At 61.4% G+C, this 13,238-nt stretch carries 13 protein-coding genes; 9 read left to right on the top strand and 4 right to left on the bottom strand.

Features of this window, described 5'->3' with window-relative positions:
• The first annotated feature begins 137 nt into the window (after window positions 1-137).
• From AC0L3L_RS13665 to AC0L3L_RS13695, 7 genes are all read left to right on the top strand, one after another.
• On the top strand, window positions 138-839 hold the full coding sequence (locus tag AC0L3L_RS13665; RefSeq protein ID WP_473637947.1) for a GntR family transcriptional regulator: 702 nt from the start codon (window positions 138-140) through the stop codon (window positions 837-839).
• Between the two features lie 191 nt (window positions 840-1,030).
• Window positions 1,031-1,624 carry a DJ-1/PfpI family protein gene (locus AC0L3L_RS13670; RefSeq protein WP_473637948.1) on the top strand — a complete coding sequence of 198 codons (594 nt, stop codon included), beginning with the start codon at window positions 1,031-1,033 and terminating at the stop codon, window positions 1,622-1,624.
• Between the two features lie 142 nt (window positions 1,625-1,766).
• A complete protein-coding gene (locus AC0L3L_RS13675; RefSeq protein WP_473637949.1) occupies window positions 1,767-2,669 on the top strand; it encodes a substrate-binding domain-containing protein in 903 nt (300 codons plus the stop codon).
• Window positions 2,666-4,123, top strand: coding sequence for a sensor histidine kinase (locus tag AC0L3L_RS13680; protein WP_473637950.1), 1,458 nt, complete (start codon window positions 2,666-2,668; stop codon window positions 4,121-4,123). Before AC0L3L_RS13675 ends, AC0L3L_RS13680 begins: the two co-directional genes overlap by 4 nt.
• A complete protein-coding gene (locus tag AC0L3L_RS13685) occupies window positions 4,113-5,456 on the top strand; it encodes a sigma-54-dependent transcriptional regulator (protein ID WP_473637951.1) in 1,344 nt (447 codons plus the stop codon). Before AC0L3L_RS13680 ends, AC0L3L_RS13685 begins: the two co-directional genes overlap by 11 nt.
• Window positions 5,457-5,608: 152 nt before the next feature.
• Window positions 5,609-6,136: an arsenate reductase (azurin) small subunit gene (locus tag AC0L3L_RS13690; protein ID WP_473637952.1), complete on the top strand. Its 528-nt coding sequence runs from the start codon at window positions 5,609-5,611 to the stop codon at window positions 6,134-6,136.
• 12 nt (window positions 6,137-6,148) lie between these two features.
• Window positions 6,149-8,758: an arsenate reductase (azurin) large subunit gene (locus AC0L3L_RS13695; RefSeq protein WP_473637953.1), complete on the top strand. Its 2,610-nt coding sequence runs from the start codon at window positions 6,149-6,151 to the stop codon at window positions 8,756-8,758.
• A gap of 138 nt (window positions 8,759-8,896) precedes the next feature.
• On the opposite strand, the gene AC0L3L_RS13700 is transcribed toward AC0L3L_RS13695, so the two are convergent.
• The 4 genes from AC0L3L_RS13700 to AC0L3L_RS13715 form a co-directional block, all read right to left on the bottom strand.
• On the bottom strand, window positions 8,897-10,420 hold the full coding sequence (locus tag AC0L3L_RS13700) for a xylulokinase (RefSeq protein ID WP_473637954.1): 1,524 nt from the start codon (window positions 10,418-10,420) through the stop codon (window positions 8,897-8,899).
• 72 nt (window positions 10,421-10,492) lie between these two features.
• Window positions 10,493-11,446 carry a shikimate dehydrogenase family protein gene (locus tag AC0L3L_RS13705; RefSeq protein ID WP_473637955.1) on the bottom strand — a complete coding sequence of 318 codons (954 nt, stop codon included), beginning with the start codon at window positions 11,444-11,446 and terminating at the stop codon, window positions 10,493-10,495.
• A 73-nt stretch (window positions 11,447-11,519) separates the two neighbouring features.
• Window positions 11,520-12,161: a glucose-6-phosphate isomerase gene (locus tag AC0L3L_RS13710; RefSeq protein WP_473637956.1), complete on the bottom strand. Its 642-nt coding sequence runs from the start codon at window positions 12,159-12,161 to the stop codon at window positions 11,520-11,522.
• 183 nt (window positions 12,162-12,344) lie between these two features.
• Complete coding sequence (locus tag AC0L3L_RS13715) at window positions 12,345-12,515, bottom strand: hypothetical protein (protein ID WP_473637957.1); 171 nt, start codon at window positions 12,513-12,515, stop codon at window positions 12,345-12,347.
• A 62-nt stretch (window positions 12,516-12,577) separates the two neighbouring features.
• On the opposite strand from AC0L3L_RS13715, the gene AC0L3L_RS13720 reads away from it, so the two are divergent.
• Both AC0L3L_RS13720 and AC0L3L_RS13725 read left to right on the top strand, forming a co-directional pair.
• Window positions 12,578-12,724 (top strand): hypothetical protein, encoded by a 147-nt coding sequence (locus tag AC0L3L_RS13720; protein ID WP_473637958.1) that lies wholly within the window; start codon window positions 12,578-12,580, stop codon window positions 12,722-12,724.
• 12 nt (window positions 12,725-12,736) lie between these two features.
• On the top strand, window positions 12,737-13,111 hold the full coding sequence (locus tag AC0L3L_RS13725) for a hypothetical protein (RefSeq protein WP_473637959.1): 375 nt from the start codon (window positions 12,737-12,739) through the stop codon (window positions 13,109-13,111).
• Window positions 13,112-13,238: the final 127 nt, after the last annotated feature.

A 13,238-nucleotide genomic window follows, 5' to 3' on the forward strand; every position in this document is an offset into this window, starting at 1 on the left:
CGTCTCTCGACCATGTTGGGAGTGGAAAGCGAAAGCTCGTTGAGGCTCCAAAAAATATCCTCTATTAAATCGTATAGGATATAGGATTGTATTGAACGAAGCATCGTGTTAGCCAGTGATCCTGTCAAGAGGCAAAGATGCAGGTCACGAACGTAAGCAATGCCCGAGAAGTCGGCCCGGCTAGCGGACGCATCCAGCGATCCAACAGCCTGGTGGAGGACGTGTATGAAGCGATCTTCGCGCAACTCATGTCGCTGAAGATCGCGCCTGGCTCACGGATCACCGTCGACAGTCTGGTCAAGGAACTCGATGTATCCCACACGCCAATCCGTGAAGCGCTTGGCCGCCTCGAAGGCGAAGGCCTTGTGCTGAAGACACATTTGATCGGCTACCGCGCCGCGCCGCAGATAACCAAGCGCCGATTTGACGAACTTTATGAGCTTCGCCTGCTGCTCGAGCCGCATGGGGCGGCCAAAGCAGCCGCATCGATGGATGAGACGAAACTTGCGGTGCTTCGGGAGTCGGCAGGGGGCATGGCGCGCCGCGAAGGCAAGGATGAACGCCTGCGTTACTCCAACTTTGCGCGGCAGGACGCCATTTTCCACGACAGGATCATGGAATTTGCAAACAATGATCTCGTGCGCGAGACGCTCGCGTTCCAGCATACGCACTTCCACATCTTCCGCCTGATGTTCCATTCGCGCGTCACCGAGGAAGCGCTCGACGAGCATGAGGCCATCCTGGCCGCCTTCGCTGCCTCCGATCCCGCTGCAGCGGAACAGGCGATGCGCCGCCATATCGAGCATTCTCGTGATCGTTTGCTGCCGGCGTTCGATTGAGACTGTCACGATGTCCGTCACCGTCCGCGTCGGAAGCGGCGCCGTCAAGTTGGACGCACCGTCGATCACGCAAGCAAATGCACCGGGACATCCCGGATCGCCTTTTCTGAGACCCGCGCCGCCGGGTGAGTGCAATGCCCGCCGGACTTCCATTCACAAGACCCTTCTATTCACAAAACGAGGAACCGACCATGCCAGGCAAGAAAATACTGATGTTGACCGGTGAGTTCACCGAAGAATACGAGATCTTCGTCTATCAGCAGGCGATGGAGGCCGTCGGCCACATCGTCCACGTCGTCTGTCCAGACAAGAACGCTGGCGACCTGATCAAGACGTCGCTTCACGATTTCGAGGGTGACCAGACCTACACCGAAAAACCCGGCCACTATGCCTTGCTGAACAAGACCTTTTCGGAGGCGGAAAAACAGCTTGACCAGTATCATGCCGTCTATTGCGCGGGCGGTCGTGGCCCCGAGTACATTCGCACGGATAAGCGCGTGCAGGCGATGGTCCGCCATTTCCACCAAAACAAGAAGCCGATCTTTACGATCTGCCATGGCGTCCAGATCCTGATCGCGGTCGACGGCGTCGTGCGTGGCAAGAAAGTCGGTGCGCTGGCCGCCTGCGAGCCGGAAGTGACGCTGGCCGGCGGAACCTATATCGACCTGTCGCCGACCGAGGCCTATGTCGACGGAACGATGGTCTCGGCAAAGGGCTGGACCGCACTCGCCGCGTTCATCCGCGAGTGCCTGAAGGTGCTGGGAACGGAAATCCGCCACAACTGAGTCAATCGTCCGATGCGTTCCAGACGGGATGCGTCGGTTCGCTCCAAAAATCCGGTTCCGCTTTTGCAGTTCCTAGACTTCTACATTTTCGGATATGATCGGATCGACCGGGCGCGCTCTCGCTCCGGTCGGGAGGCACTTCTTGAGCAACCTAGGCAACCCGCACAGGGCCACCGACGGCGTTCCGATCACGCGGCGTGATCTGATTGCGGCCGCTGTTTCGGGTGCGGCGACCCTATTCGCTCCTGTTGCGCTTGGCGCCGAGGAAGAGAGTTTCAAATTCGGCCTGACGCCGGTCTTCCTCTCCAACGATCTCGAACTGCTTGGCCATCTGCGCAGCTATCTCAGCGCCAGGATCGGTGGCCGGGTCGAGCTTGTGACGCGCCGGACGTATCAGGAGATCACGGCGCTGCTGGTTTCCGGGCAGATACAGTCGGCATGGATCTGCGGCTATCCCTACGTGCAGTTCAAGGCCGATCTCGACCTTGTCGCAACCCCGGTCTGGCACGGCGAGCCGCTCTACCAGTCGTACCTGATCGCTTCGGCCGATCGTAAAATGGATGACTGGACCGGATTGAAAGGGGACGTGCATGCGTTCTCGGACCCAGATTCGAATTCGGGTTTTCTGGTGACGCGTGCGCTCCTCGCGGAAAACCGCCAGCTTCCCGGCAGGTTCTTCGCGCGAAGCTTTTTCACCTATGGGCACCGAAACGTCATCAGGGCCGTCGCCTCCGGCCTCGCTCAATCGGGCAGCGTGGACGGCTACGTCTACGAGGTCATGCGTGAGACCGAGGCGGATTTGGTGAAGCAGACCAGGATCGTCCGCAAGTCGGAATGGCTGGGCTTTCCGCCAATAGCGTCGCCGAAGTCCGTCTCCAACGATCGACGCGTCAAAGCCTTGCAGCAGGCCTTGATTTCCATGCAGGATGATGCCGAAGGTCGGAAAGTCCTTGCCCTGCTTCGTCTGGACGGGTTCGTGGCAACCGATCCGTCGCTCTTCGACGCGATTGCGGCGAAAGTGGAAACCGTGAGGCAGTTTGGATGAAACTGCTCCGGCGTTTGCGATCGATTCCTGTCTCCTACCGCGTGCCGGTCTTTGTGGCTTTGCTCATGGTGGTCATCAGCGCAGCCATTTCCGAGCAAGTGCTCAACCGGCTGTCGCGGACACAGGAAAGCTCCCTCAACGGCCTTGCCGAAACCTATCTGGACGGCCTTTCGTCGGCGGTCGTGCCGGCCGTGTTGCGGGCGGACGTCTGGGAGGTGTTCGATGCGCTCGACAGATCCTCGGCGTCCTATAAATCGCTCGCTCCAATCGAAACCGTGGTGACCGGCTCCGACGGCAGGGTACTCGCAGCGAGCGATCCGAACCGGATCGCGACTTATTCAGAATTGTCGGCGGATTACCTCAATCGCTATGGTCCGGACGTCGTCACGATCGACGAGGCCAAGTTGACCGGGTTCGCCCACCGCGATCTCGTCTATCAGGGTCAGCCAATCGGGACGATCCACGCCACATTCGATGTTTCGCATCTCTTTGCCGAGCGACGTGAGATTCTCGTCACCCTGCTCGTTACCAACGGCGTCCTCGCGGCTTTGTTCGCGCTGGGTGGCTTCTTACTGGTGAGGCAGATGATCGGCCCGATGCGGGTGCTGGAGGACCACATGCGCTCTGCAGCGCATGGCGCGGCCGAGCCGATCGCACCTCGGGAAATCCCCGCCGGGGACTCCGAGGTCGCAGGCCTGTTCCGCGGTTACAATGCCCTTGTTCATGCCGAGCGTGAGCGTGCGAACTTCGCCATGCAACTCGCCGAGGAAGAGAAGCTGTCGAGCCTCGGGCGTCTCGCTTCCGGCATGGCGCACGAGATCAACAATCCGCTTGGCGGCCTGTTCAACGCTTTGGACACGTTGAAGACCCATGGCGAAACCCCCGGTGTTCGCGACACATCGATCAGCCTGATCGAGCGCGGCCTCGCCGGTATCCGCGACGTGGTCGAGGCTGCGCTTGCGACTTACCGGCCTGAACGATCGAAGCGCCCCATGACTGCTGCCGATCTGGATGATATCAGTCTGTTGCTCAAGCCGGAATTGCGCCGGAAGCGGCAGCGGCTGGATTGGAGCGTCGCATGGAGCGGTGCGCGAGAGTTGCCCATCCGAGGCGGTCCGGTCCGTCAGGCGGTCCTCAATCTCCTCCTCAATGCGAGCGCGGTCACCCCGGAAGACGGGACGGTCTCGCTGAAGGCGATGAGCTGGGAAGATCGGTTGCACATCGAAATTGGTGACCAGGGCTCCGGAATGCCGGCCGACATAGCGGGGATTCTCATCGATCAGGACCCCGGTCCGGCCGTACGCGCGGGGCGTGGTCTCGGTCTCTGGATGGTCCGCCGCGTGGTTGACGATCTCGGCGGACGTGCCAGTATCGCAGCCAAAAGAGGGGGAGGGACGGCGGTCACGCTGACAATTCCGTTCGACAGGGAGGACGCCAAAGCCCATGCTGCCTGAGCGCGCCCGGATAGGCCTCGTCGAGGACGATCTCGTCATGGGAGGCTCGATTGTCCAGCGCCTCGAGCTCGAGGGCTGGCGGGTGACGTGGTGGCAGTCAGGCTGTGAGGCGATTTCTGAAATCGCTGGCGAGTCCGACTCGCTCGATCTTGTTATTTGCGACGTCTGCCTCCCCGATGTCTCTGGAGAGGTGGTATTCAACGAACTCGCCAAACTGCCGAACATTCCGCCCTTCATGTTCGTCACTGGCCACGGCGAAATCGATCAGGCGGTCCGCCTAATGCGGTCAGGCGCAGTCGACTTCATGACCAAGCCCTTCGCGATGGACGAGTTCCTTCGCCGCATCGATGCCGGACGACGGACGACGCAAAGCCAACTCCGGCTGAACGGTTACTGTCTCGGAGAGTCTGCCGGCATTCAACGTGCCGAAGATCTGCTCCATCGTTACGCCGCGCATGACCTGCCGGTGCTGATCACCGGGGAAACCGGGTCCGGCAAGGAGGTGGCGGCCCGGCTGCTTCACCAGATTTCTTCGCGTGGCACCGAGCCGTTCATCGCGGTCAATTGCGCAGCGATTCCTGCAGAGCTCCTCGAGAGCGAGATATTCGGACATGAGAAGGGTGCATTCACGGGCGCTCAAGCTCGCCATCTCGGCTACGCTGAACGTGCAGGCAAGGGGACACTGTTTCTCGACGAGATCGGTGACATGCCTTTGCCCCTCCAGGCGAAACTTCTCAGGCTGATCGAGGATGGAAGTTTTCATCGCGTCGGTGGTGAAACGCCCGTCGTCTTCCGTGCGCGCATTGTGACCGCGACGCATGGTGATCTTGCCCAACGCGGCGGCCCCACAGGTTTCCGAGAGGACCTCTACTTCCGACTGGCTGTCCTGCCGATCCATATTCCGCCGCTTAGAGAACGTTCTGAAGACATCGACTGGCTGATGGATCGGTTTCTTCAGAATGCCGCCGCCCGCTCGGACACCTGCATCCGTGGATTTAGCGCGCTGGCCAAGGAAGCAGCACTCGTCCACCCTTGGCCAGGGAACGTTCGGGAACTCAGAAACCGCGTCGACCGGGCGGTGGCGCTGGCGACCAACGAATGGATCATGCCCGGTGACCTGTTTCCAGAACACGCATCCAAGCTTGGCGGTGCCGCATTCGTGCCGCTCGCCGACGTCCGCGATGCTGCCGAACGCCGCCAGATTGAGCGCGCGCTTGAAGAAACTGGAGGCCAGATCGCAAAGGCAGCAGCGCTTCTATCCATTTCGAGAACGACCCTTTGGGAGAAGATGACGCGCTTCGGTCTTGCCGAGCGAGCGCGTTCGGAAACCTGAACCTTCGGCACTGCAGCATGTTCGGATTTCCGAACGTGCAGGCCCCCTTGGCGCTGGCTTTCCAGCAGTTTCTCGAATGAAATCGACGGCTTCTCCGGTTGGCACAGGCGTTGCAAGGCCGCTTGCGACGATTTCGCCAATGGGAGGAATGCATGGATCGCTGCAACAGACTGGTCGACGTCGGCCGCCGTCAATTTCTAAGGGGAGGGGCGTTCGCCGCCGCCGGCGTGGCCACAGCAGTGGCGCTGCCGGCGCAAGCTCAGACCAAGGCTGCACCCGGTCTGGCACTGGTCGAATACCCGTCGAACAAGTTGGCCAATATAGCCGATTTGAAGCCGAACGAGCCTTTCGATGTCGACTACCCCGATGAGAACGCGCCCGGTGTGCTGCTGAAACTTGGAATGAAAGTGGAAGGTGGCGCCGGCCCTGACGGCGACATCGTCGGCTTCTGCACCATCTGCCCGCACAAGGGCTTTCCGCTGAATTACAACGCCAAGGACCGCACGCTGAACTGTCCGGGGCATTATTCCCGCTTCGACTGCGAGGCGGGAGGCCAGCAAATCTGGGGGCAGGCGACGCAGAACCTGCCGCAGTACCTGCTTCGCGTGGATGACAAAGGCGATGTGTTCGCGGAGGGGCTCGACGAGCTCATCTACGGCCGCCTGTCGAACGTGCTCTAGAGGAGACCTGTCATGGCCTACAAACGTCAAATCGGCCGCCTGCCGATTATCCCGGCGGACGCGAAGGTTCACAACGTCGTCTGCCACTACTGCATCGTCGGCTGCGGCTATCACGCCTATACCTGGGACACAAACCGCCAGGGCGGCACAGCGCCCGACCAGAACGTCTTCGGTGTGGACCTTTCCCAGCAACAGGAGCCGGAGACAGCTGCCTGGTATTCCCCGGCCATGTACAACATCGTCAAGCAGGACGGGAAAGACGTTCACATCGTCATCAAGCCGGATCGCGAATGCGTAGTGAACTCCGGCCTCGGCTCGATCCGTGGCGCCCGCATGGCTGAGATGAGCTTCAGCCGGGCGCGCAATACGCAGCTTCAGCGCCTCACCGATCCGATGGTCTGGCGCTATGGACAGATGCAGCCCACCTCATGGGACGATGCATTCGACCTCGTCGCGCGAGTGACAGCGGCCGTAATGAAGGAACAGGGCGATGACGGCGTCTTCGTCTCGGCGTTCGACCACGGCGGTGCCGGCGGCGGCTACGAGAACACCTGGGGCACGGGGAAGCTCTATTTCGGGGCCATGAAGGTCAAGAACATCCGGATCCATAACCGTCCGGCCTACAATTCCGAGGTCCACGCCACACGCGACATGGGCGTCGGCGAACTCAATAACTGCTACGAGGATGCGGAGCTTGCCGACACGATCATGGTGGTCGGCGCAAATCCCCTGGAGACGCAGACAAACTATTTCCTGAACCATTGGATTCCGAACCTGCGCGGGACCTCCATGGAAAAGAAGAACAAGGAGTTGCCGGGCGAGCCGCACGAGCCAGTTCGCGTCATCATCGTCGATCCGCGGCGAACGGTGACCGTGAACGCGTGCGAAGTCGAGGCGGGCAAGGAGCGTGTCCTGCACCTGGCGATCAACTCCGGTACGGATCTGGCGCTGTTCAACGCCCTGGTGACCCACATCGCCGATCAGGGCTGGACGGACAAGGATTTCATCGCGGCGTCAACCAATGGCTTCGACAAGGCGCTGGCCGCCAACCGGACGACGCTGGAACAAGCCGCTGAGATCACCGGCCTCACCGTCGACCAGATCAAGCAGGCGGCGGCCTGGATCGCCGAGCCGAAAGACGGCAAGCGTCGACGCACCATGTTCGCCTACGAAAAAGGCCTGATCTGGGGCAACGACAACTACCGAACCAATGGCTCGCTCGTGAACCTCGCGCTGGCGACCGGAAACATTGGCCGCCCCGGCGGCGGCTGTGTCCGCCTGGGCGGCCACCAGGAGGGCTATTCCCGGCCGTCGGACGCTCATGTCGGTCGACCAGCGGCTTACGTCGACCAGTTGCTGATCGAGGGCAAGGGTGGCGTACATCACATCTGGGGATGCGATCACTACAAGACCACGCTCAACGCACACCAGTTCAAGCGGCGGTACAAGGAGCGCACCGATATGGTGAAGGACGCCATGTCCTCCGTCCCCTACGGCGACCGGCAGGCGACTGTCGATGCGATTGTCGGTGCGGTTGGCAAAGGCGGCCTGTTCTCGGTCGATGTGGACATCATCCCGACCAAGATCGGTCAGGCGAGCCATGTCTGGCTGCCTGCCGCGACATCCGGCGAGATGAACCTCACCTCGATGAACGGCGAACGGCGCATGCGGCTGACGGAGCGCTACATGGACCCGCCCGGCCAGTCGATGCCCGACTGTCTGATCGCCGCGCGCTTGGCCAACCACCTGGAACGGGTTTTCCGCGAAGCGGGCGACAACGCCGTCGCGGACCAGTTCAAGGGATTCGACTGGCAGACCGAAGAAGACGCCTTCATGGACGGCTATCACCAGCACGAAAAGGGGGGAGAGTTCGTCACCTACGCGCGGCTGCGCGCGATGGGGACCAACGGTTTCCAGGAGCCGGCAACCGGCCTTGGGGAGACCGAGCCGCTGGCAGCTGGAACTTCGACGGGTGAACCCGGTGAGGTCCTCGGCGGCCCGGCCATCGAGGGTGCGCGCGGCAAGGAGCCCGTGCAGAAGGCAGCGCCGACCAATGCGGGATCGCCCCCCGAACCGGCTGCGGGGACCGAGCGCATCATTGGAACCAAGCGCCTTTACGCCGACGGCAAATTTAACAAGGAGGACGGCAAGGCCGTTTTTGCCGAGACTCAGTGGAGGGGCCTCCAAGCTGCTGGCAAGCAGGAGGAGAAGGACAAGTTCAGCTTCCTCATCAACAATGGCCGCACCAACCACGTCTGGCAGAGTGCCTACCTCGACCAGCAGAACGAGCTGGTCATGGACCGCTGGCCCTATCCCTTCATCGAGATGAATCCTGCCGACATGGCAGAACTATCGCTGAACCAGGGGGATCTGGTCGAAGTCTACAATGACAACGGCGCGACCCAGGCGGCCGTGTATCCGACACCCACGGCAAAGCGGAAAGAGACATTCATGCTGTTCGCGTTTCCCACTGGGGTGCAGGGCAACGTCGTGTCGCCAGGGGTGAACGAGTTCATCATTCCGAACTACAAGCAGACCTGGGCGAATATCCGGAAGATCTCGGATGCGCCGGAAGGCGTGAAGCACCTGTCGTTCAAGTCGCAGGAGTATCAAGCCGTCTGAGGCGGCTCGGGCACGCATCTGGCTGTCGAGGCCGCCGACCAATGCCATCAGGCAGCGGCGGCCTCGGAACTGCCGGGCGCCACGACCGAGTCTCCGAGGCGTGCAAAACCTGCACGAGCGCCGGGCCGATCGCAGACGTCACGGCTGCTTCGGCCGCGTCGCCGCCGCGAGCGTGTCGATGTCGTCGTAGATCGCCTGGCTGTGATAGTAGAGCTTGTCGAAAACGGGTTGGGTGCGCCTGTAGGTCTCGGCCCATCTGGGGTCCGGCAGGATTTCGGCGCCGTAGCTCACGAATCGCTCGGCCGCCTGTTCGACGCGCGAGAAGCGGCCTGTCGCCGTCGCGGCCATCGCGGCACAGCCGATAATGCCGCATTCGGGCTCCCGCGGAACCAGGATCGGAATGTTGAAGGCGCTTGCCTTGATCTTCAGCCAGAGTTCGGCGCGCGCCCCGCCACCGGCGGCGATGACGCGCTCCAGCGGCTTGTTCGACGCCTGTTCCATGATGCGGATGTGGCGCGTCATGGCAAAGGCGACGCCTTCCAGGATCGAGCGGTGCAGATGCTCCATGCCATGCGCGGCGCCCAGTCCGAAGAACTGTGCGCGAGCGTTGCGGTGGCGCCCCAGGCGCTCGCCGGTGAGAAAGGGCATGAAGAGCAGCGCGTCGCAACCGGCTGGCGCCTCGGCAGCGCGGGCGACGATCTCGTCATAGGACAGCGCGTTGTCGTGGAAGGCGCGGCGTGCCCAGCGCATGCCGTCGCCGCCAGTTTCCAGCAGCACGAACTGCGCCCAATTGCCTTCGATCGTCGCAACGTTCGAGATTTCCGGGTCAAGCAGCGGCTTCTCCGCGATAACAGTGATGATGGCGCCCGTGCCGGTGCTGTCGGAACCCATTCCCGGGCGACAAGCGCCTGAGCCGAGCAGTGCCACCGGGTAGTCGGCACCACCGACGAGCACGGGGGTTCCAGAGCGCAGGCCGGTGTAGCGCGCCGCCTGTTTGGAGACGTGGCCGACGACATCCAGCGGGTTGCGGATCGGCGGCAGCTTGGCGGCGTCAAGACCCATGCGCTCGATCATCACCGGCGACCAGTCGAGCCGCTCTGGGTTCATCAGGAAACTGCAGGACGCGTCGCCTGTATCCATAGCAATCTCGCCGGTCAGCCGGTAGTTGATGTAATCTTTCGGCATGATGACGACTGCGCTGCGGGCGTATGCGGCGGGATCGTTGTCTCGGACCCATTGCAGTTTGAAGCCCGGCCATGCGGGGGTCGGCGTGTTGCCGCTTTCGGGCAGGTAGCTGTCCGGCTCGTTCGCTTCCTCGAATCGACGGACGAGATCGATGGTGCGCTTGTCGTTCCAGAGCGGTGCTGTGTCGCGCGTCAGCGTTCCGTGCGCGTCGAGCAGGACCAGCCCGTGCATCTGCCCGCAGACGCAGATGGCGGAGATGTGTTCGCGGGCGCCTTCGACACGGTCCAGCACCGTCTTGACGCTCGCTCGCGCACCCTCCCACCAGTCGACCGGCCGCTGTTCGGCCCAGCCGAACTCCGGCACGATCTGGTCGTGCTCTCGCGACGCAAGTTCGAGGATCTTGCCGGTGACATCGACCAGTGCGGCGCGGACGCTGCCGGTGCCGACATCGATGGCGAGGAAAAGCTCGCCGCTCATTTCGACACAGTCCTGAGATGGGCAAGCATGTGATCCTCTGTCTATCGGGTGACGAGAATGCGTTCCACGGCATTAGCCCTTCGCCGCTTCGATGGCGATGCGCGATATCTTGTCGAAATCCGGCCCCGACACAGGAATCGCGATGTCGAAGACCTCTGCGATCACCTGCGTCCAGCCATGCAGGAAATACGTCCAACCATCCTCGATCTGCAACTGCTGCCGGGCCTGCTGCCGCCTTGCCTGGTCGAGGAAGATCAGGTCGCCTCGATAATTGAGATCCCAGGCAATGCCGCGCTTGGGGAACACGGCGTCATCGGTGATCGGCGAGCCCGGCGCGTCCTTGCCAAGGCCTGTCGCGTTGATCACCAGCGAGCCTGGTTTCAGCGCCGCCAACGCCTCGTCATTGATCTCGGGGCGGTCTGCCAGGACATACTGGATCTCGACCGTCGACATCATGTCTTTGTGGGTGCGCTCGATTTCATCGAGACGCGGCTGTGAACGGTCGGTGACAATGATGCGCGAAGGCACGTCGGCGCCACGTTGCTTGCGCATCAGGTGCCAGGTGATCGCAATCGTCGATCCACCGGCGCCTATCGACAGGACTTCGGCGCCGGTGTCTGCGAAATGTCGCGCCGGGATGAAGCCATCTATCGCAAGGCCCGAAGAGATCGGATCCTTGGCATGGCAGATGAGCTTGCCGCCCCGCTTCGACAGGCAACTGGTCTCGTGCATCAGGCGGGCGTGCGGATCGATCACATCGAACAGGTCGCGCGCTGCGTTGAAAAGATCGATCTTGTGCGTGGTGACGAGGGCGCCAAGCGACAGCGGGTCGGATTTTATGAAGGAAACGACCTCACGGTAGGCGTCCGGATCGGCATGGAGCGGAAAGTCGATGCCCCTAAGAACCGCATCCTTCAGTCCGAGGTGGCGTGCCCATGCCGGGAAAACCCGCATGATCGAGCTGCTCCTCGTCGTGACGCCGACAAAATAGAATGTCGGCTGGGTAGCCGGCCGGTAGCGGCTCATTCGCCACTCTCCCGGATTTTCTCCGCGCGCAGTGCAGCACCGCGAAGTGAAGCAGCGATCTCGAAGCGAGCGTTCATGCCGACACCGGGCGGGATCGCAGCCCATAGAGGGCGGAGATCAGCTTTGCGTCACGCGGTCGCCAATCCGGGTTGTCGACTTGCCTCCAGCCTCCATCGCCGGCGACCACACGCGAGCGCATCCCTCCCGATCTCGCGATGATCTCGTAGTCCTGCCCTGAATCGGCGGGGTAGCAGAACAGCATCACCAGATCGTCGTCTCCGACATTGATCGAGCGGTGGATCCAGAACGGCGGAACGTAACAGACGGTCTGCGCGTCGACCGGCACGATGCGAACCTCGCCCTCCAGCGACTCCATCAGCATGAGACCGTGCCCTTTCTGTCCGTAATAGATTTCGGGCCGGTCGGCCTGCTTGTGGATATGACCGCGCGTCATGAAATACTCGTCGCCGACTTTGCCGGGCGCCATGCGCGTGACGCCGAAAATCAGGTCGCCCGACTGCTCGGTCGGCCGGAACTCGGAGACTTCGTAGGCGATGCGCTCGCCCCATGTCGCGCGCATGGCTTCGAACGCCGCGGCGTCAGCATAGAGCCCGTCCAGATCGCGCAAGCGCTTCTGGTAGCTGCCGGTTGCATTTGCCATCGCACCAGTCGACAGGTCGACCTTGCATCCAATGGGCTCAAACAATCTCGTCAAAGGACTACCTCATATTGCGTTGCAGGTGGCATCGGCGCTGATCTGGCCCGCACCTCCTGCTTTCGATAAGAACCACACTTGCTTTGCAGGATACGATTTGCTCTCCCTATGCAGACCCGCTTGGAGATTGCTGGATTATGGTAGATCTCGACTACGCGTACGACGGCAGGTTGACCGTTGTGGTCATGCCGCACCCGCTGCATTAAGCAATCCGAGAGAACCGCTTTGCTCCTTCAAGTCGCCTTCGACAAGCCTGAACACCTGGCTCTGCTCCCGCAGATGGAGGCGTTCGCCGACATTGTCGAGATCGGCACGCCATTGCTGAAACGCCTTGGAAGCCGCGGAAGCAGGCATTGGTCGCATCGAGCCCCACGGCAGGACCGTCACCCTCTCGACCGGAGGCAGACGAGCGACTGATGGAGATGATCCTCAGCCGCGAAAACATGATGGCGGCTTACCACTCCTTGCAATGTCGCGTAACGCCAATTGTTTTTCGAATTGAATTATTTCAACCTCGCTTTGCGGGAACGGGCGATGCTTGGGTCGAGATGGCCAAATATTGAGGGGGGCAACTTTTGAACCGCATTTTGATTACCCTCGGCGCGGCAGTTTGCGTCCTATCTTCGGCTGCTTCAGCCGGACAGGGAGGGCAGCAAAACATTAACTTCCTGGCTCGGATGGCCGACGCCAGGTTGAATTTGGCCGCTACAATGGCAGGTAACGTCAACGGCGTTGCGCAAAGATGCCGGGCGCTGAAGCTGAACGAAAATGGAAAAGCCATTATAGCTGTTCCAGTCCTTTTGTACGACGGTCTGGATAAACACCTGACACCCAATCCACCTAAGTTCAAGAGGGCCATCCGCACCTATGAAGCCGCTTACAACAAAGCGGTGCGGCGCAGGGATGATTGCCAGACTGAGAAGGCCAAGTACCCGAGACTCTACCGGTAGATAGCTGTCAGGGGGCATTAGTTGCGGTCTGGACAAGCAAGCAGGATTGCATGAAGGGAAATGGCAGCTAATCATTTCGTTTGGCTTGGCTGCCATGAACATGGGTCCGACACCGGCTGAAGTGGTC

It is taken from the genome of Mesorhizobium sp. WSM4849, assembly GCF_055811385.1.